The sequence below is a fragment of the Lactobacillus sp. PV012 genome, from assembly GCF_014522325.1.
Classification (GTDB): Bacteria; Bacillota; Bacilli; order Lactobacillales; family Lactobacillaceae; genus Lactobacillus.
On record NZ_CP041983.1, the window covers coordinates 975,006 to 997,950 of the forward strand.

The following is a 22,945-nucleotide window of genomic DNA, read 5'->3' on the forward strand; positions in this document are numbered from 1 at the left end:
TTATTCCTTCTCTACTATTGATAGCTTTTGTAAGAGCTCATTCGCTGCATCTCTTGTAAACGTATCTTCTGTATTAAATAAACACTCAGTAGCTATCTGAATTAAAAGTACCTTGGTTTTTTGTGATATCTTATAAATATTCTTAATATCTAATACTTTATCAACCACCATATTCCAATTTTTATTTTTATAAATTTTTACACTTACCAAAACACACCAAAGAAGTGCATCATTAAATTTATCAATGCCTTTAAGTATTTTGTAACTTCTATCTTCGTTTTTAACAGGACTACCTTCTAGCGTTAAAACCATATCTTGCACCAAATAAGTTAGCAGCCCGTGTTTACTAGGTATCTTTTTTGCCAACTCTTTTAATTTAGGGAGATCTTGGTTTAAAAAATAGCTTAGCAATTGCTTTTGATAATCTTTAATTCCAAATAACACTGGCGAAAATTCTTGTAAAAACTCAATAACAGAGATATTTTTATTTTTAAGTATCTTTACAAGAGCATTAGCAGATAGCGGATTTTCATCTCTTTCAACTCTTGATAGCGTCGGCGTACTCACTACCCCTTCAGTAAATTCTCCTTGAGTAATTCCAAGAGTTTGTCTTAGTTCTAATACCTTTTTATTAATCCTCACTTTTTGCTGCTCCTACTTACTCCCTCAAACTTCTCCAAAAAAATCTTGCAAAGAAATTCTATTTTTATTCAAAATGGCAATTAGAGCTGTAATTCTAATTTCTCCTATTCCTCTTTCAATTTTTGAATAATAAGATTCACTCATGATTCCCTTAACAAATTCTTCTTGCTTGCATCCTAACAATATTCTGAATTGCTTGAGTCGTTGACCAATATCCATACTTTTAATTTCCTTTGATAAATTTATTCACATCTTCTACTGTGTAACTTTCTTCAAGTGTTCGAATTAACCACCAATCTAAAGCCAATACACATATCATGAACCCCATCATCCACAACTGTTGCGATATATCAGGGATTTCAGTAAAAAAAGTTAAAAAAGCAGGTAATAAAATAATTGTGGCGATATCTCTATATACCAAAAGAATTGCCCTCATTTCTTTCATCCGACGATAAGTTGGATGCTTTAAAACAAATCGATCACTTATTTCCATTAACATAACTCCTAATGCAATGGTTAAAAATAATACTCCCAACATAAATTGACCTGAGCTCATAAACTCCTCCATATTTTATAAATTTAAAGTTTATAGTGCCCATTCTACCCCCCCCCTCAGTTATTCTTGTCAAGTTCACTTTTTTACTACTTAAGCAGCTACAAATCGCGTAATTTCAACATTTTAAAAACCAAAATTTAATTAATCTACACAAAATGTGTAACAAAAAACACCATTTCAGAAAATCTTCCAAAATGGTGTTATTTTAATCATCTAATTATTTTAGTTTCCTAAATAGCTCAAAGCAATTTGCAACTGCAATAAATCACTAATTGCATCTGGGACATTGACCAAATCCTCAACTTCGATGAAAATTACCCCATGTTGTTCATCAAAGTCAAAACCAGACCCAACTACAATATCTTCCGCCTCTTCCAACAAATCATAATTTTCCTGAAGCGGATCTAACTTAAACATTAATTGGCCATCATCACTAATTCGATAATAATCCTCTATTTGCTCTACCCAAGCATACAAGTTATCTCCATATGAGCCAATCAATGGTGTAGTAACTTCAATTGCATCCCCTGCCTCAACCAACTTCACCCGCTTATTAAACCAATCAACCCCTACTTGCTTCAATTCTTCTAATTCCATGACTCTCCCTTTCTACTAAAAAAGTCTCGGTTTTATCCGAGACTCTAATTAAAATCTTCTTGCTAAATCCATTTCTCTAACTAGCAAATCTGTAAATTCATTCAAAGCATCTGATAACTCTTCAGCTTTAATTCTTTCTTTTACAAACTCACCGCGTGCATTCATTGCCACTCCGTAATTAGCAGCGAGGGCAGCTAATTGTTGTGCTAAATCTTGGACATTAGCTAATGAACGAGCAATATGGTAACTAGTTAAATCACGATCTGATAATGTAAAAGTATTATCTTCATGTGGAGTCAAGTAAAAATTAATTCCGTTTCCTAAACCGTTAACATTATCAGTATAAATAATATATTCATCAGTTTCTGTTGGCTCAATAGAAAAACGGGTATCATCCCAATCTTTCCAATAATTGTCTAATAATGAAATTAATGGATCTTCCATTTTAATCACTCCTTTATAACTCTCTTTCTTTATTATAATCATTCTTTAGCGAAAAAAGAATTAAAAGGATTTTTAATGTTAAAATAATCCACTCCCAATTACAAGTACTATCACCATCACTGCTAGTGCAATAACAATAGGAAGGTTTTCACTTCCTTGATGAGCTTTAACTAGTTTTTGATAATTTTTTTCTTCCTTTACCAACTTATTTTGTTCTTGCGCAATTAAAGGTTCGTATTTTGTCGTAACATTTTGCTTTTGTTGTTGGAGTTTTTGGTATTTTGCTACTTCTGTTTCAATATCATTCATTTTTAGTTATCGCATCAATAAAGGTATAATCATGAGTTTGTAATTGATTATTGTAATATGCTTTTGCTTGAGCAAATCCTTTATCGACTGCTTTCACCTCTTTTAATGCATCTTCTTGAGCCTTTAAAGTTTCAAGTTCATGTTCAAGTCCAATTAAGTGTTTTAAAGCTTCATTCAAAGTTTGCAATTCTTTTGTTAAAGAAGTTACCTTATTAATAATCTCTTTGAATTCCTTATCAGTAACTTCCCCACCCCAAAAGACCAAGTTACCTGCATGGCCTTTATTAGCACGATCTTTACTTTTTTCAATCAATACCTCACCAATTGCTTTAACTTCTTCATCAGTTAAACTCACTGGCACATCTGTCTTCACACCGTTAGAGACTACTAACTGCACATCTGCTAACTTTAAGACGTGGGCACCTTTTTGAGTATAGAGTTCACTATTTTTAAAGGTGAAGTTTTGCTTACTTCTACTAATGAATACTACTAAATTATGAACTAGATATTGACCTGCAGGTTTTTTAAGTAAGTTTTTGATAACAGGATTATCAGACTTTCGAAGTGCATAACCAATCGCATCCCTGTGCTTGGCAATTTGACTACTAATATCTTGATAACCACTACTTACATTATATAAACGAGAAGTAATTGTTCTTACTTTAGTTTCAATACAGAAAATTCCCTTATTAGAAACAACTAAGTTATCAATTTGATTACTATTTAAAGATGGTCCCTTATTATCATAAGGATAGGGCAGAATCACATTGTGGCCAATATATTTTCCTTGTCCAATTTGGCGTAACTTCTTGTCAACTAATAATTCACCTAGTTCACCAGCATACTTATTACTTAAACTAGTAATATCATGTTCAGTTAGTTCTAAGGTTTTTTCTGGTAACACTAGATCTAAAGTTTTAAAATTCTGCTCTTTTAACTTATTAAATTCAGCAAGTTCCTTATTTAAAGCAAGGTAATACTTTTGTACTTCTTTTAAGCCTAAAATATTATCTTTTGACAAATTATTATCATGATCTAGACCAAAATATTTTCGACTAACTGTCTCAGCATTAATTAAGGACTTATTAGCCAAATCATCTTTAAACCAATGACCGTCACTATCTTTTCTTAAAAACCAATTACTAGCTGCATCTTGAATCTTCTTAATAACTACCACTTGATGATGCAACTTATTCTTCAATTGTTGGTAATACCAGTTCTTTGAAGTAAGTTGCGCCTCAATAGTTTCCTTTGCTGGTAAGTTATGAAGGTCAATTGTACCTTGATAGTTTGAATGATATTCAAATTTAGGTGGATTTTCTCTAAAGTCTACTCTGGTATAAGTATCAGGCGTTAAAAAATGCCAAAATTGTAAAATATGACCTTTGCTATTGTAAATGAGTTGGTATTTTAAACTTTTAGCATCATATATTTTACGAATTACTAAAGTTTGCTGATTGTGATAAGTAGAAATTTCATAGGTTTGAACTGAAAGATCTTCCGAATTAGGGAATTGATAAGGAAAGTGTCGTTTCTTTAAATTAGAAACCAACTTATTTTCTTGCTCATCAATTTGTTCTAATTCCTTTGTTTGTTCCTTTTTTAAAGAGCCAATTTTTTCTTGAAGCTGAGTAACACGTTGTTCTTGTTTAGCTAAATTTCCTTTATCTTTAACTAAATATGAGCTTGCCCAATATACTATTGCTCCTAATAGAATTGCCCCTAAATCTACTAAAAATTTATTTTTTAAAAATAAAAGCAGCGTAATCAAACCTAAAACTACAATCACTTTCCAACTATTAAGTGATCCTTTTAATTTCATTGCTTTAATTTCTTTCTAGAATTTAAGATTAAATCTTCCTATTAAAATTATAGCAAGATTTTTACTTAACAGCCACGTTACTTACTCAATATTATTGAACTTTATGAGTACTCAGCATTTAATCCACTTTTTATTGTAAAATATTTTAATTTTCCATCTTTCAAATAATTCCTTACCTGAAACCATTGTCGACATCTTTTACTATAAAAATTGAAATTTTGTTTAAAGGTTGGATTAAATTGATTAATCGTCTTCCTTTGCTTAGTAAACTGCAGATTATTTTCATTCCATATTTTTTGGATACATTCCAAACTATCTTTTGGATCTAATAATAAATTATTACTTTGATAACGTAGCTCGCTAATCTTCCCTTTCTTAACTAAATAAGAAATCTGCGGAAGTTCTTTATTAACGTAAAACTGTTTTCTTTTCTCAACCAAGTTTAAATTGATCTTTTTTCCTGGTAATAAATTACTTTGCTTTTTCACATGCTGACGATAAGCGGTTGAATTATTAAAAATAGTTATCACATCTACAGTTCGATGACTATCTTCCAAATTTAAAAATAGCTCCTGTTGGGAAGCAGGTAAAGAAAAAGAAATCTTAGTTACCTTATTAGGCTCAACACTAACAGTTCTGATTAAGTGATTAAAACCTGTCTTGTTACCAGATAAAACTTTAACTTCTCCGACTCTTAATCCCTTCAACTTTAAAGTATAGTCTCCTGCTTGATCAGTTTTAAATTGATAGTTTTCTCCATTATAATCTTCTGGCTTGGCCACAACGTCAAAAAAACTTGATCGGGTTTCTGACAATGTGGCATGTGGCAAGCTCTCATGAAGTTTATTAAAACTTTGCCATCCCTGATAACCTGATCCTAAAGCAATCAAGAGTAAAACTATTCCCCCACTTAAAGCTAGCTTTCTTTTGCTTTTAACCGCATAAGATGTAAAAACTATTGCTAGAAAAATAGCTCCTAGCGCTAGGCCAAAAGCTAGATATATTTGTTCTTGATAATTCAAAGAAAACATAATTTTAATTATTTATCTTCTTGATCATAGATTGTTTGTAGCTTATCAACATATTTTCTTAAATCAAGGTTACCACTGGTGCCACCTTTTGCTACATTTGAAAACAATTCATAACCAATATTTAAATCATCAGGCGTTTGAATTCCTTCTAAATCACTGTCAGTAATCATTTCAGCTTCTTGTCCTGATGCTCTAAAAATTGTTACTAAGAGATAGGCAATATCCACATTAGTAAATTTATGAGCTTTCATGTTTTTGGCTATCATCATTAAAAATGGTAACGAATAGTCTCCCATAAAATCCTTACTCCTTTAAATTTCTTCCAGATATCGTATATAATTGTAGCATTTTTTTGAGATAAATGCTTGTCGATTCAAAAGGAGCCTTTTATTTTTGCTGTCCTTTTGATGCTAAAAGAAGAGAATTTAAATTTGCAGAAGGATATTTAATATTAATTTTGTCTAGCGCTGACAACTTGTTTTCTGCTCTATAGAGGGCCTTTTCGATCTCAATCGAACTAGCAGTCTTAGCAATGAATAAATTTAATTTTTTCTCTTGGTGATACTTTCTTAATTTTTCATAAATTTCTGAACTAATATTATCTTTGACCACAATCACTATTTCTGCACCAGCAATTGCAGATGTAATTGTTTCTTTTGCCTCATTGCCTAAAAGCCTTACTTGCCCATTATGAGCCTTAATTATTTTTTGACCAATTCGGCCAATTTTATCTTGAGCATAGACTAAAGCCACTTGTTTATGATGCAAATTAAAATCTAATTGGGGCACGTACAACACATTACTATGTAACTGTTCATTTAAGTGATGTTGTTTAGGAAAGGATTTACTTTTTTGAGAATCTTTAACTTTTGATTTCTTTGCAGGCAGCTTAACATTTTTTCTAGTGTTGGCTTTTGTTTAAGTGAATCTTGATATACTTTTACAATCAAATCTAAAGCCTGAATGCTCTGACTAAGTGACTGCTGGCTAGCTGTGGTTGATTTCATTAAGTTAATGACATCATTACGGTAATCATACATTGTTAAAATTCCTTTTATTTAGCGTTCGTTATATTAATCATACCAAAAACAGTGGATTTTATTCTTCCTTTTTTGCTATTTTCACTTATCTAGCGAGCAATTAATTTATAATAACTTCCTTTTTCATCTACAATTGCTTTTAACTCATATTCTTTTCCAGTATTATCACTGACATCGCCAATTTCGATTTCACCATATCCTTTTTCAGGATCAGTAATTTTTAATTCTTCAAATTCATTTTTGAAAAATTTACTCATTATCTTTCTTTTAACTTTAACATCCTTAGCTCTTTCATAAGCTGCTGCTAAGGTATATCCCTCATCTAAATTATGTTTAATAATTGCTATAAAATATACTGTAATTAAGTTATATCTTCTCACTCCACTATTTTCTTTTAAAGGTGCAATATAACCTTTTTGCTCCCAATAGCGCAATTGTCTTGGCGATACACCTACCACATTACTAACTTCTCCAATGCTAATTCCAGTATTATGGGCCAAAGAAAAGAAGGTATCTTTTAATTCCATTATTATTCCTCTCTAATTGTATTAATCTTAAGCCCCATTTTAAATTGTTTTGATAAATTATGCAACATTATTGTTAATTTGTATAACTTATTTGTAAGATAATTTGACATTTTATTTAAAAATGCTAAATTAAATAGTGGACTTTATATTAAATTAGAAAGAAGGACTCCTATTGAACTCAACTCCTACTGATATTCATGGAAAAAGTTATAATAGAAATCTCTTAGTTCTTGTGTTGATTGTAGGATCATTTTGTACCGTACTAAATGGTACACTTTTATCAACTGCCCTACCTTCAATTATGAGAACTTTTGATTTATCAACTGCCACTGCTGAATGGCTTTCTACCTCATTTCTATTAGTTAATGGGGTTATGATTCCAATTTCTGCGTGGCTAATTAACCGTTTTGGTTCTCGCAAAATGTACTTAACAGCAATGTCTGTTTTCTTTACTGGAACTGTGATTGCTGCGATTGCTCCTAACTTTGGTACTTTACTTGCCGGAAGAATTATTCAAGGACTAGGAGTTGGTGTAACTATGCCACTACTTCAAACTATTATGTTAACTATTTTCCCACCTGATAAACGTGGTGCTGCCATGGGAACGGTGGGAATCGTTATTGGACTAGCACCAGCTATTGGTCCTACTTTATCCGGTTGGATTGTTGACAACCTTTCTTGGCGATACTTATTTAGCATTATTGCTCCAATCGCTGGTTTAGTAGTCATTTTGGCCTTCTTTTTAATTAAAGATGTCTTACCTACTAAAGATGAAAAAATTGACATTTGGTCAGTTGTAACTTCAACTTTTGGCTTTGGAAGTTTATTATACGGTTTTTCCGAAGCTGGTAATAAAGGTTGGACTAATCCCGAAATTTTAGGCTTTATAATTTTTGGGACAATTTTTGTAATCTTATTTGGAATTCGTCAACTAAGAATGAAAGTTCCATTTTTAGATATTACCGTCTTCAAACATTTTGAATTTTCTTTGGCTGCTGCTTTAAGTGGAATTACCAACTTGGCAATGGTTGGAATTGAAATGGTGTTACCACTTTATTTACAAAACTTACGTGGAATTTCAGCCTTCCGTTCAGGATTAATGTTACTGCCTGGTGCGTTAATGATCGGGATTATGGCTCCAATTAGTGGTCGTATTTTCGATAGATATGGTGCGCGCAAGATGGCAATTACGGGGATGGTTTTACTTACTTTAGGAACAATTCCTTTCATCTTCTTGACTGATAATAGTTCTTATACCATGATTACCATCTTGTATGCCGTCCGGATGGTTGGAGTAGCTTTAGTCATGATGAACGTAACTACTTCAGGGATGAACTCACTTCCTCTTAATAAAATGTCTCATGGTACTGCAGTTAACAATACCTTTAGACAAGTATTGAGTTCAATTGGTACTGCTATCTTGGTTTCGGTATTAACTACTACTACCAAGAATAATATGCCAACTAAGCATTTACTTCATACTTCACCACTTCAATATAAAAATGATGCTATCAATGCCACTTTAGCTGGATTTAGAGCTTCATTTGCAATTAGTATTGTCTTTGCTTTAATTGCCTTAATTCTTACTTTCTTCTTAAAGAAAGGTAACCGTGCTCGTGAAATCGAGAAAGGAGGCCAACAATAATGATTATTGCCATTTTAATTGTAGCGGCCATCTTATTTATTTACTTTAATGTCATCTCTGGCAAAGCTCATACTCTGCTTGCTTGGATAGCTCTAATTTTTGTTGGCCTTTCAATTGCTGGGATCACCCTCCATGATTGCAGCCACTACGGTATGAAAGAAAAAGTTCAAACTCATACTACTACTCTTTCATCTAGCGCTAGTCCTCAACTACCCCTTTTACTTTACCAACCTCTTGGTAATGGAACCGAAAAAATTTATCTTTATAAGACGAGCGATAAACAAAACAAGCCTCAAGCTATCAAAACCGATAAAATGAAAGTTGAGGTCAAACAAGGAGCCACTCCTAGATTAAAAATTACTACTACTCGTTATACCTATAAAAATGACTGGAATAAAATTTTATTTGAAATTTTTGGTCACAACAATGAATTAAAAGAACGTAAATATACTTTCTACGTTCCTAAAAACTGGAAAGTTCTTTCTGTCAAACAAGCTCAAGAACTCCAAAAGAAAATGCAAGCTCAAGCAGCTTTAATGAAGAAAAAGCAACTAGCTGCTCAAAAAGCTCAAAAATGAACCAACTAAAAAGGAAGTTAACTCAATTAAGAGCTAACTTCCTTTTTAGTAGCATTAATCTTCTTTAGGAGCTTCAACTGTGATATCTTCGTCATCATCAGTTTCTTCTTCAGGAGTTGAAAGTGTGCCTTCTTCAATGACATCACCATTTTCATCTTCTAAAGTACCATAGTAATCTCTTGCTTTCTTAACACCAAGTGCAATTGCTGCAGCTCCTACTAAAGCGCCAGTAATACCTAAAAAGATTCCAAGTTTTTTACTCATTTTTAACACCTCATTCATTAAACTTTATTTCTGAATTCACTTTTATTATAGTCCCTTAGCTTTTGAAATTCACTTAATACGACTTAGCAAATCTATCCTAACTTTAGGCCAGCTTGAACATAAGCTTTTTCTACTACATCCATTACTGCATCACTATGGTCAAGACGTTTTTTAACTTCAGCCATATCATGTTCTTCAATCATGCGATTAAATTCTTCAAATTCTTCTCGCATTCGGTGTGTATATGGGTTATCAGCTACTTCTTTAATCTTATCTTGACCACGATAGATTTCAAAAGAATTTAATTCATTTGTTGGTCCTTTAACAATAATTGAACCCTTTTCTCCTTCAATAGTTGAAGTAATTGGTGCACTGCAATCTTTAGCTGCAATCAATACCGCCTTAAAATCTCCATAGTCCATGGTTAAAATACCAGAAGTATCAATTCCATTTTGAATGTTTGGTAAATAATTTACCTTTTTAGGTTTGCCAAACAACCCTACTACAAAATGAATATTATAAACATTTAAATCCATTAATGCACCGCCAGCTTTTTTAGGATCAAAAACTGGTAAAATATTTCCTGCTTTGAAGTCATCATAGCGGTGAGAATATTGTGAAAAGTTCATCGAAACAATTCTAACTGGACCCAAGTCTTTTAGATTTTCTTTGATTTTCTTGTAGTTAGTTAAATATTGGTTAGTAATTGCTTCAACTAGTACTAAATCTTTAGCTAAAGCTTGTCCTTGCAATTCTTTTAATTGATCATAGTAAACTGTAAATGGCTTTTCACAGATTACATTTTTATTAGCATCTAATGCTTTTTTAGCATAAGCATAGTGGAGAAGGTTAGGTACTGCAATATAAACTGTATCAATATCTGCCTCCCTTAAAGCTTCATCATAATCCAAATAGATCTTTTTAATTCCATATTCAACTTGGAGTTCTTTCATTACTGATTCATTACGTCCAGTAATTCCTACTAGCTCAATTCCCTTTATTTCTTTAGCAATTTTTAGCCAATCATGCACAATGAATCCTGATCCTGCTACTAATAACTTCATTATCTTACCTCATTTCTTACTCGCGAATATCTTCATAAACGTATGAAATTTCTTTAGGCCGATATACCCCATTTAATTGTCCTACTCGTTTAAATCCCATCTTATCAATCAAATGTTGCATTGCCTTATTATCTTCGTGTGTATCAATCCGGATACTATCAATATCTTGACGATGATCACGAATATAACTAATTACTGCTGCTAAGAGTTTAGTTGCATATCCGTGACCCGCATGCTGTGAATGAATTGCTACTCGATGAATGACAACGTATTTATCGGTGTCAACTAACCATTTTCCTTCAAGTTGGTCATAAGAAGGATCTGGTGCTTCAACCACTGAAATTGCTCCAACAGTTTCGCCGTCATCAGAGACTGCTAAATAGGCAAAGCCTTTTTCAATATCCTCCTTAATTTGATCTGGTGATGGATAGTCTCCTTGCCACTGGTCAACTCCATGTTCGGCAAGTTGATTTGCCCCATCTTTTAAAATAGACATAATTTGGTCAAAATCTGACATTGTTGCTTGTCTTAACTTCATTTTTCGCCATCCTTTCTGCTTTCAAAAATATTATATCCAAAACCAGATAATTCTCTCAACCTTTAATAGAATTCTTGGTTAAGAACATCCTTTAATTCTTCTAAATCTAACATTTTTGGAAATTCTTGGCCATTAATTTCCATAAATGGAACACTATTAACTCCGCGCTCAGTCAACATATCTTCTTGTTCAATTACCAAATCACGATATTCTTCAGAATCTAAAAAGTTTTTTACAACATCTTTATCAAGACCTACTTTTGCAGCACGATCAATTAAAACTTGGTGATCAGCTAATTCAACATTTTCTGTAAAGTTTGCTTCAAAAAGAAGATTTGCTAACTTAATTGCCTTTGCACGATCTTCTAGCCCATGCTCTACCCATTGAACTAAACGGTGAGCATCCATCGTGTTTGTTTCTTTCACTCCAGCATAATTTATTTTTAAGCCAGCTTTTTGTCCCATTTCAACAATTGAGGCAAATCTTTCCTTAACTTCTTTTTCAGTAAGATTATCTTTTTTTGCTAATAATTCCCCATTAGTGTCCTTGGCTACTTTAGGTGCATTTTTATTAATTTGTGCAGCATGGATATTAATTTCTACCTCTTCAGGTAAATTAACTTCAGCAATTGCCTTTTGTAATCTAGTAAATTCAACATAGCAATACGGACATGCATAATCTATCCAAATTGAAACTTCCATATTAATTACTTCTTTCTTTTTTACTTTGTCTTATCACTTTAATTGTAGTTTTATTCCCTTCACATAGCAAAAATAAGAACCAAAATCTTTATTTTTCCACGAAAAAAGCTGCCCCGAAGGACAGCCAAAAGGATTTTCTTTTATTAATTATTCACTAGCTTTTTCAATAAGCTTCTTTAATTCAGCTTCTGAGAAAAGATTACTGTATTGTGAAGATAAACGTTCAAGAATAGTACCGTTATCTTGGTCACGGTGGATCATTTCTCTAACTTCTTTAATAATCTTTTCTTCATCTGCGTTAAATTCTGGCATTGCCATAATAATCATCCTCGTTTTCTAGTAAACACATTACTTCTTTTGCTTACATTTATATAATAGTTACCCTATTTTTAAAATGCAAATATTACGCCTTAAAATTAAAGATCTCCATCCATGACATCACTAAAGTTAGCGGTCATACTTTTATCATTACTTACTGTCAGGTTAACTTTTTTACCTAACTGGTTAGTATCAACTAATACGATTGGCTTTTTATCATGTAAACAGAATAAGAAAGTACTATAGCCTTTTGTTCCACCTAGATTTTCATTGTAAATAGCCATTACCTTGTAGTCGTATGTATCGCCACCTTGAGGACTCCACCCAATGCTGATCTTTTTACCATTTAAATAAAAATTATCTTTCTTAAAAGTATCAGGGTAAAGCTTTTGAGCTGCTACTTTTAATGACTTTCTTCCATTATATTTTTCATAAGTAACTTTACGTTTCTTAGCTAAGGCTTGCATGGCATCTTCTAAATGAGCATCTTTTTTCTCAGTCCAAGTAGTTTTTTCAATTCTTTCTTGTAATTGCTTTTGCTTAGCTTCTGAACTACTTTTACTTGCAGAAAGACTAATACTTTTTGACTTGCTAATTGACTCAGACTTTTTAACTGAATTTTTATCCTTGCCAACGATTACATTATTACCATCTGGAGACACTTTGACAGTGCTACATCCCGCAGCTAATCCTCCAACTAATAAAATTATCCCACTGATTAATACACTCTTTTTCAATTTTACCTCATCCTTTTTACAATATATATTAATCTTATCACTTTCCCTATCCTTCTTCACTTGCAATTACTTATCAATTATTAGCAACTTTGCTATCATTATTACTAGAGATTATATCTTAAAATTATTTCAAGGAGCAGAATATTTATGAAAAAGAAAAAACTTCTTAGTATTTTTTTGATGCTAGGAATATTTTTACTAATTTTAACTGGCTGTGGTAAGCAAAGTACCACCTCTTCCAAAAAAATAAATATTGTAACAAGCACAAATATTTATGCCAACATCGCACAAAATATCGTTGGAAAATACGGCAATGCTACTGCGATTATTAAGTCAGGAGCAATAGATCCACACGATTTTGAGCCTACTACTAATGATGCAAAAAGTATTCAAAATGCCCAACTAGTGATTAGTAATGGACTTGGTTATGACGATTGGATGGATAAACTAGCCAATGCCAATAATAAAAGGATTACCAAAGTTGGTAATGATATTTTAAAACTACCAGCTAATGCTAATCCTCATATTTGGTATGATTTAGAGATGCCTACTAAATATACTCAATATTTGGTTAAACAACTTTCTAAACTTGATAAAAAACACGCTAGTTACTATCAAAGTCAAGGAAAGAAATATCTAAAGCGAATTTCTGAAGTCAAAGCTATTGCTAATCACATTGATGGCAAACATAGCAAGCCTGTTTATGTGAGCGAACCAGTATTCGATTATGCGCTTAAAGCTACCGGCTTTACGATTGGTGATAAGGCCTTTGAGGAAGCAATTGAAAAGGAAACTGATCCTACTCCTCAAGTAATTAATGAAATGACTACCAACATTAATCATCAGAAAATTGCCTTTTTTGTTAATAATACCCAAGTTAATAGTTCAACCGTCGACACTTTTGTCAAGAAAGCCAAGGCACATCAAATTCCAATTCTTTCTGTCAGAGAGACAATGCCTACCGGAGATAATTATCTTTCTTGGATTAAACAAAATTACCAAAACTTAGCTAAAGTCGCAAAAAAGAAATAACAATAAAAGGGATGCAGGAGCATCCCTTTTATTTATCCCTATTTTTCTTGCACAATTTTTTGAAAACCATCATTTAAAGTTTGATCGGTGTTTATTGTTAAGGGGATCACAGCTACATTATGAGTTGAATCCAGTAAGACTACAGGCTTACCCTTATGTAAACAGAATAAATAAGTATTATGCCAGCCCATATTATTCACATTTTGATTGTAGATAGCTACTACATTATACTCATATTTATCTTTACCATCTGGACTCCAACCAAGTGAAATATTATCATGATTCTCAATCGAAAATTTCTTACTTGAAAAAGCTTCTGGATAAGTTACTCCACCAACTGTTTTGATAGAGTCATGACCATTATATTGTCGATAAGATTGGGAAGCAGCCTGGCTCCATTTTTTCACAAACTTAGCTAATTCTTTATCTTTTTTCTGGTTCCAGTTAACCCCTTTTTTAGAAGGGACCTTCATGTCCTCAGCTTTTTTATTTGATTTACTTAGACTACTTGCTCTCTTTGGCGCCTGAGTAACTGGCTGAGAAGAAGAATTGGTATGAGAAGAGGCTTTAGGATTAGAACACCCAAATAATCCTACACTACATAATGATATTAATAATAATTTCTTATACACTGTTTGCCCCACCCTTTCTTATAATTTTCAATTATAACAAATTTGCTTTTCTGCTGAAATATAAAAAGGATTCTCTTAGTAGAAAGAGAATCCTTTTGAGCTAGTCTACATATGCATACTTATAACTCCACTGAGTTCCAGCAGTATTATGAATAATACCATGAACTCGACTCTTTTGCATATAAGCAGTTGTTTGTTGGTAAATTGGCGTAATTGCCTGAGTCCGATTAATTAACTGAGCAGCCTTCCTCAAATCTTCCCAACGCTTTTTAGAATTATTAGCGTCTTCATTTGTAGCTCTATCAACTAATTCATCGTATTTTTCACTAGCAAATTTCCCATAATTATAAGAGGTACCAGTCATTGGAATTTGCATAAAGGTCATTGGATCATTAAAATCTCCACCCCAGTGAGAAAGATAAAGATCAAATTCCCCTTTCTGTGCTCGACTAGTTGCAGACTTTTCAGGAATATCAACTACATTAATCTTAATTCCTGGTAATTCTTTTGTCCATTGCGATTGCAAATATTGAGTTAACGCTCCACTATCTGCCTCATCATTTGATGATAAAAGAGTAAGATCTAAGTTTTTAATTCCTAACTCTTTTAATCCTTCATGCCAATACTTTTTGGCAAGTGTTGGATTGTAATCTACTGTGTCTTTTACTTTTTGTTCTTGAGCAAAGTCCTTTTTAGTATTTGGATCAGTTGCTAAGCCAGTTGCTACAAAACCAGTTGGCAGTGTTGATCCATTTCCTAACACTTTCTTTGTAATGATATTTCTATCAATTGATAAAGACATTGCTAACCGAATCTTTTCATTATTCAAAGCTCTACGATTAGTAGAATTAGGTGCTTTAAAATTGTAAAGTAAAAATCTTACTAATGAATATGGATAAGTCTTAAATTCTGGATTTGACTTAAGATTTTTGACTTGTTCATTTGAAAGTGGAGTTAAATCCAATTTATTCTGTTCAAATAATTGATAACCTGTATTAGTAGACTTCACTACCTGATAATTTATTTTGTTTAACTTAACTACTTTCTTATCCCAATAATATGGATTTTTTTCAAAGCTCCAAGTATCGTTAGTACCATTCCAGTTACTAATTTTGAATGGACCTGAGTAGACCATATATTTAGAATTAGTTGCGTATTTCTTTCCGTATTTGTCTACTACTTTTTTATTTTGGGGCCCAAATAATGGATAGGTCATTAAGACCTTAAAGTATTCAATTGGTCGCTCTAGTTTAACTTGAACTGTTTTATTATTTAATGCCTTAATTCCTATACTGCTTGAAGATTTTTTTCCAGCGGTAATAGCATTGGCATTTTTAACTCCTGAGAAAAGATAAGCATATGGTGACTTAGTGGCTGGATCTAAACTTCTTTGCCAAGAATAAACAAAATCTTGAGCAGTGATTTTATCTCCATTTGACCATCGAGCATCACGCAACTTAAAAGTCCAAGTTTTGCCGTCTTTAGATACAGTACTGCTTTTTGCAAGACCAGCTGTAGGCTGGCCATTTTTTCCTAAACGATAAAAACTTTCAAATACATTTCCAGTCTGTCCATACCCAGTTGATTTGCTAATATCAATCGTATCTAAAGGTGCATTAGTTGAAAGATTTAAAGTTTGTTTTTCTCCACCACTTGAAGAGGATGAATTAGCACAGGCAGTCATCACCACTCCCACTGATAATGTTATAATAGCAGCAATAATTTTTTTCAAACTGCGCATAATTTCAATCCTCCTTCAATAAGTTACTTCTTTTTTGTAAGTTCATTACCACTATACTAATCTTCTTACTTTTTGTCAACAAAATAAAAAGTCGTTTCTCCATATAGAAAAAACGACTTTTTATATTATTTACAATTTATCTTTACCTTTTCCTTAATCCATCACTTCTAATACCTCTGCTACTCTTAAAGTTCGCTCAGAAAACATTATTGGTAGATGTTAATGGGATGATAAAAATAAAATTATGATGGTATTTTTGAACTCAAATTTAACTTTTAAATTTCTCTGAGAACAATACACCTCTAGCATATTCTTGCTGCTTAATTTAATAAGTAATTGAGTTACCAATAAATTGTATAATTATATTATTTTGTTTTATTATATTGTGCAGTTGTCATTAAATATTTTGCGTAAATAAATGATCCATCACTTAATTGCCAAGTACGCTTAGGATCTGTTGCTGCACCTTTTACACCAATTGCTTCAATCTTGGTACCCTTTTTAACAGACTTAATCTTTTTACCATTCTTGTCCATTAAGTAAGCACCTGGGTAACCTACTACCCAGTTTTCTTTTGAAGCCTTAAATCCAGTAGCTACTTTTACCTTTGAACTAGTTTTCTTAGTAGTTGTAGATTTAGAACTAGTAGTCTTCTTGGTGTCTTTGTTTGATTTAACTGAAGGTGCTTGGTGGCCTTTAGTTACCTTATCAACATCACTTGCCTTAATCCATTGATTACTCTTGTAACGATATGCAACTACTTTGCCATTTACTTTCTTTACATAGGTAGTGTAAACATAAGAAGCCTTAAGGTGAGCAGTTACTTTACTTAGCTTGTAATCATAAAGTGGGATATTATTATTTACATCACTATTTACTTCAACAGTTGCTGCATAAACTGAATATGTTGTTTTATTAGAAGTAGTATCCTTTGAAGTTGAAGTTGGCTTTTTATAGCCTGCGGTTACCTTATCAACATCACTTACCTTGATCCATTGATTGCTCTTGTAGCGATATGCAACTACCTTACCATTTACTTTCTTTACATTAGTAGTGTAAAGGTAAGAAACATTCTTTAAACTAGTTGTAACTTTCTTTAATTTATAGTCATAAAGAGAGAGATTCTTTTGAGAGTTCTTTTTGATAGTAATAGTTGCTTTGTAAGCAGGGTAAGTTACTTTATCGGCTGCTTTAGCCTTGGTAAAGGTTACAGCAGAACCTAAGAGCCATTGATCTTTTTTGGTACTACCAATTTGGTAATATACCTTACCATTAATGGTCTTCTTAGCAGTTGTCTTCCAAGTACTACCCTTCTTTACAGAAGTTTTAGTCTTTTTACCCTTACCAGTGTAGACGTAGGTATTTTTCTTAACTTTGACAGTACCATTTACTTTAGTAGCGCTACCTTCTACAGTAAGTACATCACTTGGCTTCACCCAAGCAAAGCCATCAGTTACATTACCAAAAATTACTCTTACATAACCATCATCAGTTACGCTAATAGTAGTGCCATCAGTAAAACTGTTTTCTTCTTTAATAGCAGCAATAATTTTATCTTTTTCACTATCAGTTAACTTAGAACTATCTTTAACACTAACTTTGGTCTCTGGTAGAGTAACTGTAGTAGCTGAAGCATTTAAACTTCCAGTTAGATTAAAAGTACTAATCCAACCTTCATTTACTAAATCCTTATTAGTTAAGTTTTTAGTTGAACCGTCAGTAAAAGTAACCACTACTTTAGAACCAGATTGAGAAACTGACTCTACTTCTTTATTCAAAGATTTAATTAAATCAGATACTTTATCAAATTCACTAGATGATAAAGAAGTTAATTTGTCTACTGCTACAGGAACAACTAAACTATCATCCTTAGCAGTATTTGGAGTTACGAAAGTTCCATTTGCTACTGGACCTTCGTTAATCAAATATTCAACAATCTTTAAAGTCTTAACAGTTTGCCCATCTTTAATAATATTTACTTCAGTTCCATCATCACTGAGTTTTACAGTATAGTCTGGATTTAATGTTTGAATTTTATTGACAAAATCAGCTGCAATCTTCTTACCATTATCATTTGAAGTAAAGAAGTCTTTATCATTTACTTTAGCAAATTCTGAATCACTTAAATGAACACTTAAGTGATCTACCTTTACTTCACTACTAGTAGTTGATGAGCTAGTTGTGCTATCAGAACTCGTAGTTACAGCTGTATTTGTAGTATCAGCTTGAACTTGTTGGCTTTGACTAGCTACACCAAATAAAGTTGTACCAATAACAACTGAAGCTGCACCCACAGCTAATTTTCTAATTGAAAATCTAAGTTTTTTTTCGTATTTCTTCACTGTTGAATCCTCCGACTATTGTTTAATAATTATTCATTCAACACTTATATTATAGGGTAGTGATGGACGGAATATCAATTACAAAAGTATTAAGAATTGGTAAGAATGCAGATCTTTTTCACGTCGTGATTTTTTAGAGGTAAAATATAAGAGAGAGATGAGGTGAACAACACATGGATAATTCAAATAATATTTTATCTTACATTAAATGGCGAGGAGATATTGATCTATCTGCTCTTCCTTTTAATGAAGTGGATGGATTAGCATTTGCAGTTTTATCTTATTTAGATTTTAGTGGCATTGTTTCTGATAGTGGAAAACAAATTACGATTAAAGAAGCTGCTAAAAAATATTTTGCTAGTGAAGATCAGCGCCATAATAGTCTTAAACAGCGAACCTTATTACAATTAATGGCAAATTCAAAGAGATTTGCTAATGCTAAACTTTCTTATTATGTTGCTATTAATAATGATCAAACACAGTTTAGTGCCATTCGCATTACCTTAGATGATGGGACTAATTATATCGCCTTTCGCGGCACTGATGATACAATTGTCGGCTGGAAAGAAGACTTTGAAATCAGCTTTAAAACTACTGCTGCCCAAGCTTCTGCCCTTGAATATTTAGAAAAACTTCTAAGTGAGGTTAAAAAAGACTTTACCCTAGTCGGTCACTCTAAAGGAGGGAACTTGGCTGAATTTGCTGCTTTAAATTTACCTGATGATCAAAAAAAGCAGATTAAAGGTGTTTATACTTATGACAGTCCTGGTCTTAGTAAAAGAGTTCAAGAAGTTCACTCAAAAATTCATCGTTACGTACCTGAGTTTAGTATTATTGGGCGACTTTTTGAACCTGCTGAAGGACAAGCAGCCACTATTGTAGTTTCCAATCGCCCTAAACTTGCCCAACATGATCCAGTGAGCTGGCAAATTGAAGGTTCTCATTTTGTTACTGCTAAGCACCGAAATGCTGAAGCTACACTTTATAATCAAATGATTAATAAGTGGATTGAAGAAGCAACGCCACAAGAACGCGAAGCTTTAACTAATGATTTATTTAGTGCTTTAGCTGCTAGCGGTTCTGACAAAATTACCCAACTTAATAAAAATGGTTTTGGTGGCTTTGGCGCAATTCTTTTTTCATTAACTAATTCTTCACGTAGAACTCGTTTTGTCCTTGGAAGTTTATGGCGGACTATTTGGAACAGCATTAAAGCCTTACATTTAAATCGACTTTTTATTACTAAACAGTCTTTAGTTGGTTGGGGGATGATAGTTCTAGGAATTATTAGTTTAACCTCTCCTGCTCATGCTTATCGAGCTTTTGGTTGGTTAGCTGCCTTAACAGTAATTATTTGGAGCGGTATTCATATTGTTAAAGCCGCTACCTCAACTTTTAAAAACCGCCAAAAACGATTCTTTATCATTACCTATTTGATTACCTTTGGTTTAGCAATTGCTATTATTGCTAATCGACTGCTCTTAGCTTTTCTAGCTCACTACGTCTTGGGAATTTTTCTTTTAAGTTTTTCTTATTTCAAATTGCGAAAAGTAATTCTAAAACGTGTAAAAGAAGGAATGCGCAAATTCGTTGATATTGTTGAAGGACTTTTAGCTTTTGCAGTAGGAATCATTGTAATCATTCGCCCACAATCACTTAATAAAGAGACAGTTGTCTTTTTGGGAATTTTTTTAATAGTTTATGGCCTATTGAAACTGCTTTTAGAACTTTGGCAACAACGTAAAAAAATGCCTACTGACCATCGTTAAGGAAATAGAGGAAACATGGATACCAGGGTTTTAAATTACTTTTTAACCGTTGCTAAAACTGGAAATGTCACTAAAGCCGCAAATAAGTTACATATTACTCAACCTACTTTATCACGGCAAATAAGTGACCTTGAAAAGCAACTTAATATTACTTTATTTGATCGAACAAACCGGCATCTTCGTTTAACAAAAGCCGGCACTTTTTTCAAAAAAAGAGCAGAATTAATTTTAGAATTAGTTTCTCAAACAGAAAAAGATATTCACACCCAAGAAAGTGAGCTGAGTGGTATCATCCGTATTGGCTGCGTTGAAAGTTCTGCTTCAACTTGGTTAATGAAAATTATCAAAAAGATGAATCATCACTTTCCTAACGTTCAATTTGATATTTATACGGCTAATGGGGATGACTTAAAAGAAAAACTAGATCAAAATTCACTAGATCTTGCTTTACTTTTAGAACCCATTGAAGCAAAAAAATATAACTATCTTCCCCTTCCAATTCATGATACTTGGGGAATTATTACTACAAAAGATGATGAATTAAGCAAAAAGAAGGCCATCACTACTGATGACCTTTCTCAAATTCCACTGGCTATTTCTGCTCGCTCCTTAGTTCGAAACGAGCTAGCACAGTTATTGGATCTTAACATTAATAAACTCAAAATTATTGCCACTCATAATCTTGCTAGTAATCCTCTTCAGCTTGTTAAAGCCCACATGACCTACCTACTGGGAATTGATGGAATTTTAACTTTGCATCACGACCCTGATTTAACCTTTATCCCTCTCATTCCCAAAACTACTACTAGTCATATCATTGCATGGAAGAAAAATACTTATCTTTCTCCTCTTACAAAAAAATTTTTAAAACTAATTAGCGACGAACTCAATCAAAAATAAAAGCTCTTCGTGTCCTCTAGACATGGAGAGCTCTTATTTTTTACTTCTTTTTATCAGGCAAACTAATCGAAATACTTTGATCTTTATACATATTCTTTTCACTAAGTAATCGTAATACTAATTGTGCAATCTCTTTAACTGAAGTATCAAGTGATTCAACGGGAATATCTGCAATAACTATATCATATTTTACTGGGCCATTCTCTATTGCTTCAGATCTCAAAATGGTATAGTTTAGTCCTGAATTTTCTACAAGTTCTTCAGCTTTGTGGAACTCATTCAATACTTCTTTAGAAACTTTATGGGTACCTTCTTCTAAGCTTGCTGCTTCATACATCCCTAAATAACTCGCAAAGATAATCTTTTTTACCTCATGTTTCTTCATTGCTTGTAAAACTAATTTAGTTACCTTTACTACATCTTTATTAACAGCTACAACTACTGCATCTTGCATAATCATCAGGTCATCTAGATCTGCTGCAGTTGCTTTACTTACATCTTTACTGATAAGCTTTTCTCGTTGTGAATCAAATCCCATTGATTCTGCATCAGCTGAAAAAATGGTCAAATGCCAATTAGAATTAACAATCATTTCTTTGCGAATTGCTTTGTCTAAAACGCTTCCTGAACCAATTAATAATACATTTTCCATGTTTTTTCCTCCTCAATTAGGGCTACTTATATTGTAGAACTTGTTTATCAAAAAGTGTTAAATTAACTCTTACTCTAGGGTTACCTCCCCTACTACATCTGTATCAAAAAACTTCGCAATTTCATGAATATCCATTCCTTGTCCTAAAGCCCACATTAACTTGGTAATGGCACTTTCAGAAGTCATATCACGAGCGCTAATGGCTCCTTCTAGTAAAGCTCTTCTCCCTACTTCATAACGAGTCAAATCACTACGCTCATATAAACATTGACTTCCTGCTACTACAGGAATCCCTCGCTTAATTAATTCGCCAACAGTGGCAGCCAAATTTCTTCTAATATTGGTCATCCCTCCTAAGCCATATGCTTCAATCACTATTCCTTTACAACCACTATCTGCCATTGCAAATAAAAGATTCGGATCAAAGCCTGGGAATAACTTAACTAAAGAAACATTAGTATTAATATTAGTATTTAAAGATACTTTTTGTGGATGGGGAATTTTAAGTTCTTTATTAAAAATCAAGCCATCTGAAGTAACGGTTGCCACTGGAGGCATATTAACGCTCTCAAAGGCATCAAAGTTAATTGTTCTTACCTTTACGCTACGACAACCTAACATTACTTTTCTATCAAAGGCTAAATAAATTCCTGGACGACAACTTGTTGCCGCTGCAAAAGCTAAACGTAAATTATCTGGTGCATCACTCCATAAGACATTGATTGGCACCTGACTTCCTGTTAATACCACTGGCAAATTAATTCCTTGTAACATAAAAGATAACATTGATGCAGTATAAGCCATTGTATCTGTTCCATGAGAGACTACTATACCATCATAATCATTACGATTTTGATAAATGTTATCTGCAATAATTTGCCATTCTTCTGGCTGAATGTTTGAAGAATCTAATTGTAAAATATCTTTTACTTCAATCTCATATGGTAAATCACCCAATAACTGTAATAACTCTTCTCCTGATTGTTTAGGAGCTAGTCCTTCCTCAGACGCAACTGATGCTATCGTACCACCCGTTGACAACAAAAGTATATTTTTACGCATGA

Annotated in this window: 28 protein-coding genes; 5 read left to right on the forward strand and 23 right to left on the reverse strand. The window is 32.8% G+C overall.

The features are described from left to right. From FP433_RS04800 to FP433_RS04855, 12 genes are all read right to left on the reverse strand, one after another. Nucleotides 1-642 (reverse strand): helix-turn-helix domain-containing protein, encoded by a 642-nt coding sequence (locus FP433_RS04800; RefSeq protein ID WP_265486515.1) that lies wholly within the window; start codon nucleotides 640-642, stop codon nucleotides 1-3. Nucleotides 643-666: 24 nt separating this feature from the next. Next, nucleotides 667-861 carry a helix-turn-helix domain-containing protein gene (locus FP433_RS04805; protein WP_265484372.1) on the reverse strand — a complete coding sequence of 65 codons (195 nt, stop codon included), beginning with the start codon at nucleotides 859-861 and terminating at the stop codon, nucleotides 667-669. Between the two features lie 4 nt (nucleotides 862-865). Further along, a complete protein-coding gene (locus tag FP433_RS04810; protein WP_265484370.1) occupies nucleotides 866-1,198 on the reverse strand; it encodes a hypothetical protein in 333 nt (110 codons plus the stop codon). A 222-nt stretch (nucleotides 1,199-1,420) separates the two neighbouring features. Beyond that, on the reverse strand, nucleotides 1,421-1,795 hold the full coding sequence (locus FP433_RS04815; RefSeq protein ID WP_265484368.1) for a DUF1828 domain-containing protein: 375 nt from the start codon (nucleotides 1,793-1,795) through the stop codon (nucleotides 1,421-1,423). A 48-nt stretch (nucleotides 1,796-1,843) separates the two neighbouring features. After that, a complete protein-coding gene (locus tag FP433_RS04820) occupies nucleotides 1,844-2,239 on the reverse strand; it encodes a hypothetical protein (RefSeq protein ID WP_265484366.1) in 396 nt (131 codons plus the stop codon). Between the two features lie 78 nt (nucleotides 2,240-2,317). Further along, a complete protein-coding gene (locus FP433_RS04825) occupies nucleotides 2,318-2,548 on the reverse strand; it encodes a hypothetical protein (protein ID WP_265484364.1) in 231 nt (76 codons plus the stop codon). Then, on the reverse strand, nucleotides 2,541-4,370 hold the full coding sequence (locus FP433_RS04830) for a nuclease-related domain-containing protein (protein WP_265484362.1): 1,830 nt from the start codon (nucleotides 4,368-4,370) through the stop codon (nucleotides 2,541-2,543). Before FP433_RS04830 ends, FP433_RS04825 begins: the two co-directional genes overlap by 8 nt. Nucleotides 4,371-4,471: 101 nt before the next feature. After that, complete coding sequence (locus FP433_RS04835; RefSeq protein ID WP_265484360.1) at nucleotides 4,472-5,401, reverse strand: hypothetical protein; 930 nt, start codon at nucleotides 5,399-5,401, stop codon at nucleotides 4,472-4,474. An 8-nt stretch (nucleotides 5,402-5,409) separates the two neighbouring features. Continuing rightward, entirely contained in the window at nucleotides 5,410-5,697 is a 288-nt protein-coding gene (locus FP433_RS04840) for a hypothetical protein (protein ID WP_265484358.1), read from the reverse strand. A gap of 91 nt (nucleotides 5,698-5,788) precedes the next feature. Further along, nucleotides 5,789-6,190 carry a hypothetical protein gene (locus FP433_RS04845; RefSeq protein ID WP_265486516.1) on the reverse strand — a complete coding sequence of 134 codons (402 nt, stop codon included), beginning with the start codon at nucleotides 6,188-6,190 and terminating at the stop codon, nucleotides 5,789-5,791. A 29-nt stretch (nucleotides 6,191-6,219) separates the two neighbouring features. Beyond that, nucleotides 6,220-6,441 (reverse strand): hypothetical protein, encoded by a 222-nt coding sequence (locus FP433_RS04850; protein WP_265486517.1) that lies wholly within the window; start codon nucleotides 6,439-6,441, stop codon nucleotides 6,220-6,222. 89 nt (nucleotides 6,442-6,530) lie between these two features. Further along, the gene (locus tag FP433_RS04855) at nucleotides 6,531-6,968 is read right to left on the reverse strand and encodes a MerR family transcriptional regulator (protein WP_265484354.1); all 438 of its coding nucleotides are present in this window, start codon (nucleotides 6,966-6,968) and stop codon (nucleotides 6,531-6,533) included. Between the two features lie 172 nt (nucleotides 6,969-7,140). On the opposite strand from FP433_RS04855, the gene FP433_RS04860 reads away from it, so the two are divergent. Beyond that, complete coding sequence (locus FP433_RS04860; RefSeq protein ID WP_265484352.1) at nucleotides 7,141-8,613, forward strand: MDR family MFS transporter; 1,473 nt, start codon at nucleotides 7,141-7,143, stop codon at nucleotides 8,611-8,613. Next, nucleotides 8,613-9,191 carry a DUF4811 domain-containing protein gene (locus tag FP433_RS04865; protein WP_265484350.1) on the forward strand — a complete coding sequence of 193 codons (579 nt, stop codon included), beginning with the start codon at nucleotides 8,613-8,615 and terminating at the stop codon, nucleotides 9,189-9,191. The genes FP433_RS04860 and FP433_RS04865 overlap by 1 nt, the downstream gene beginning before the upstream one ends. A 54-nt stretch (nucleotides 9,192-9,245) precedes the next feature. On the opposite strand, the gene FP433_RS04870 is transcribed toward FP433_RS04865, so the two are convergent. The 6 genes from FP433_RS04870 to FP433_RS04895 form a co-directional block, all read right to left on the reverse strand. Further along, nucleotides 9,246-9,455 (reverse strand): hypothetical protein, encoded by a 210-nt coding sequence (locus tag FP433_RS04870; RefSeq protein ID WP_265484348.1) that lies wholly within the window; start codon nucleotides 9,453-9,455, stop codon nucleotides 9,246-9,248. Between the two features lie 92 nt (nucleotides 9,456-9,547). Next, nucleotides 9,548-10,519, reverse strand: coding sequence for a Gfo/Idh/MocA family protein (locus FP433_RS04875; protein ID WP_265484346.1), 972 nt, complete (start codon nucleotides 10,517-10,519; stop codon nucleotides 9,548-9,550). 16 nt (nucleotides 10,520-10,535) lie between these two features. Further along, on the reverse strand, nucleotides 10,536-11,057 hold the full coding sequence (locus FP433_RS04880) for a GNAT family N-acetyltransferase (RefSeq protein WP_265484345.1): 522 nt from the start codon (nucleotides 11,055-11,057) through the stop codon (nucleotides 10,536-10,538). A 62-nt stretch (nucleotides 11,058-11,119) separates the two neighbouring features. After that, nucleotides 11,120-11,758: a DsbA family oxidoreductase gene (locus tag FP433_RS04885; RefSeq protein WP_265484343.1), complete on the reverse strand. Its 639-nt coding sequence runs from the start codon at nucleotides 11,756-11,758 to the stop codon at nucleotides 11,120-11,122. Between the two features lie 147 nt (nucleotides 11,759-11,905). Next, nucleotides 11,906-12,076, reverse strand: a complete 171-nt coding sequence (locus FP433_RS04890) for a hypothetical protein (RefSeq protein ID WP_265484341.1) — start codon at nucleotides 12,074-12,076, stop codon at nucleotides 11,906-11,908. A 98-nt stretch (nucleotides 12,077-12,174) separates the two neighbouring features. Continuing rightward, on the reverse strand, nucleotides 12,175-12,813 hold the full coding sequence (locus tag FP433_RS04895) for a DUF4767 domain-containing protein (RefSeq protein WP_265484340.1): 639 nt from the start codon (nucleotides 12,811-12,813) through the stop codon (nucleotides 12,175-12,177). Nucleotides 12,814-12,960: 147 nt separating this feature from the next. On the opposite strand from FP433_RS04895, the gene FP433_RS04900 reads away from it, so the two are divergent. Next, nucleotides 12,961-13,845, forward strand: a complete 885-nt coding sequence (locus FP433_RS04900; RefSeq protein ID WP_265484338.1) for a metal ABC transporter solute-binding protein, Zn/Mn family — start codon at nucleotides 12,961-12,963, stop codon at nucleotides 13,843-13,845. A 38-nt stretch (nucleotides 13,846-13,883) separates the two neighbouring features. On the opposite strand, the gene FP433_RS04905 is transcribed toward FP433_RS04900, so the two are convergent. The 3 genes from FP433_RS04905 to FP433_RS04915 form a co-directional block, all read right to left on the reverse strand. Continuing rightward, nucleotides 13,884-14,477 carry a DUF4767 domain-containing protein gene (locus FP433_RS04905; RefSeq protein WP_265484336.1) on the reverse strand — a complete coding sequence of 198 codons (594 nt, stop codon included), beginning with the start codon at nucleotides 14,475-14,477 and terminating at the stop codon, nucleotides 13,884-13,886. Between the two features lie 100 nt (nucleotides 14,478-14,577). After that, a complete protein-coding gene (locus FP433_RS04910; protein ID WP_265484334.1) occupies nucleotides 14,578-16,218 on the reverse strand; it encodes a peptide ABC transporter substrate-binding protein in 1,641 nt (546 codons plus the stop codon). 365 nt (nucleotides 16,219-16,583) lie between these two features. Continuing rightward, nucleotides 16,584-18,560, reverse strand: coding sequence for a YSIRK-type signal peptide-containing protein (locus FP433_RS04915; protein ID WP_265484333.1), 1,977 nt, complete (start codon nucleotides 18,558-18,560; stop codon nucleotides 16,584-16,586). A gap of 173 nt (nucleotides 18,561-18,733) precedes the next feature. Here FP433_RS04915 and FP433_RS04920 point away from each other — a divergent pair, with 173 nt between their 5' ends. Both FP433_RS04920 and FP433_RS04925 read left to right on the forward strand, forming a co-directional pair. Beyond that, nucleotides 18,734-20,329 (forward strand): Mbeg1-like protein, encoded by a 1,596-nt coding sequence (locus FP433_RS04920; RefSeq protein WP_265484331.1) that lies wholly within the window; start codon nucleotides 18,734-18,736, stop codon nucleotides 20,327-20,329. A gap of 15 nt (nucleotides 20,330-20,344) precedes the next feature. After that, nucleotides 20,345-21,229 carry a LysR family transcriptional regulator gene (locus FP433_RS04925; RefSeq protein ID WP_265486518.1) on the forward strand — a complete coding sequence of 295 codons (885 nt, stop codon included), beginning with the start codon at nucleotides 20,345-20,347 and terminating at the stop codon, nucleotides 21,227-21,229. A gap of 40 nt (nucleotides 21,230-21,269) precedes the next feature. Here the strand turns inward: FP433_RS04925 and FP433_RS04930 are convergent, their stop codons facing one another. Beyond that, nucleotides 21,270-21,881 (reverse strand): NAD(P)H-binding protein, encoded by a 612-nt coding sequence (locus FP433_RS04930; RefSeq protein ID WP_265484326.1) that lies wholly within the window; start codon nucleotides 21,879-21,881, stop codon nucleotides 21,270-21,272. A gap of 69 nt (nucleotides 21,882-21,950) precedes the next feature. Beyond that, the gene (locus FP433_RS04935; RefSeq protein ID WP_265484324.1) at nucleotides 21,951-22,943 is read right to left on the reverse strand and encodes an asparaginase; all 993 of its coding nucleotides are present in this window, start codon (nucleotides 22,941-22,943) and stop codon (nucleotides 21,951-21,953) included. Nucleotides 22,944-22,945: the final 2 nt, after the last annotated feature.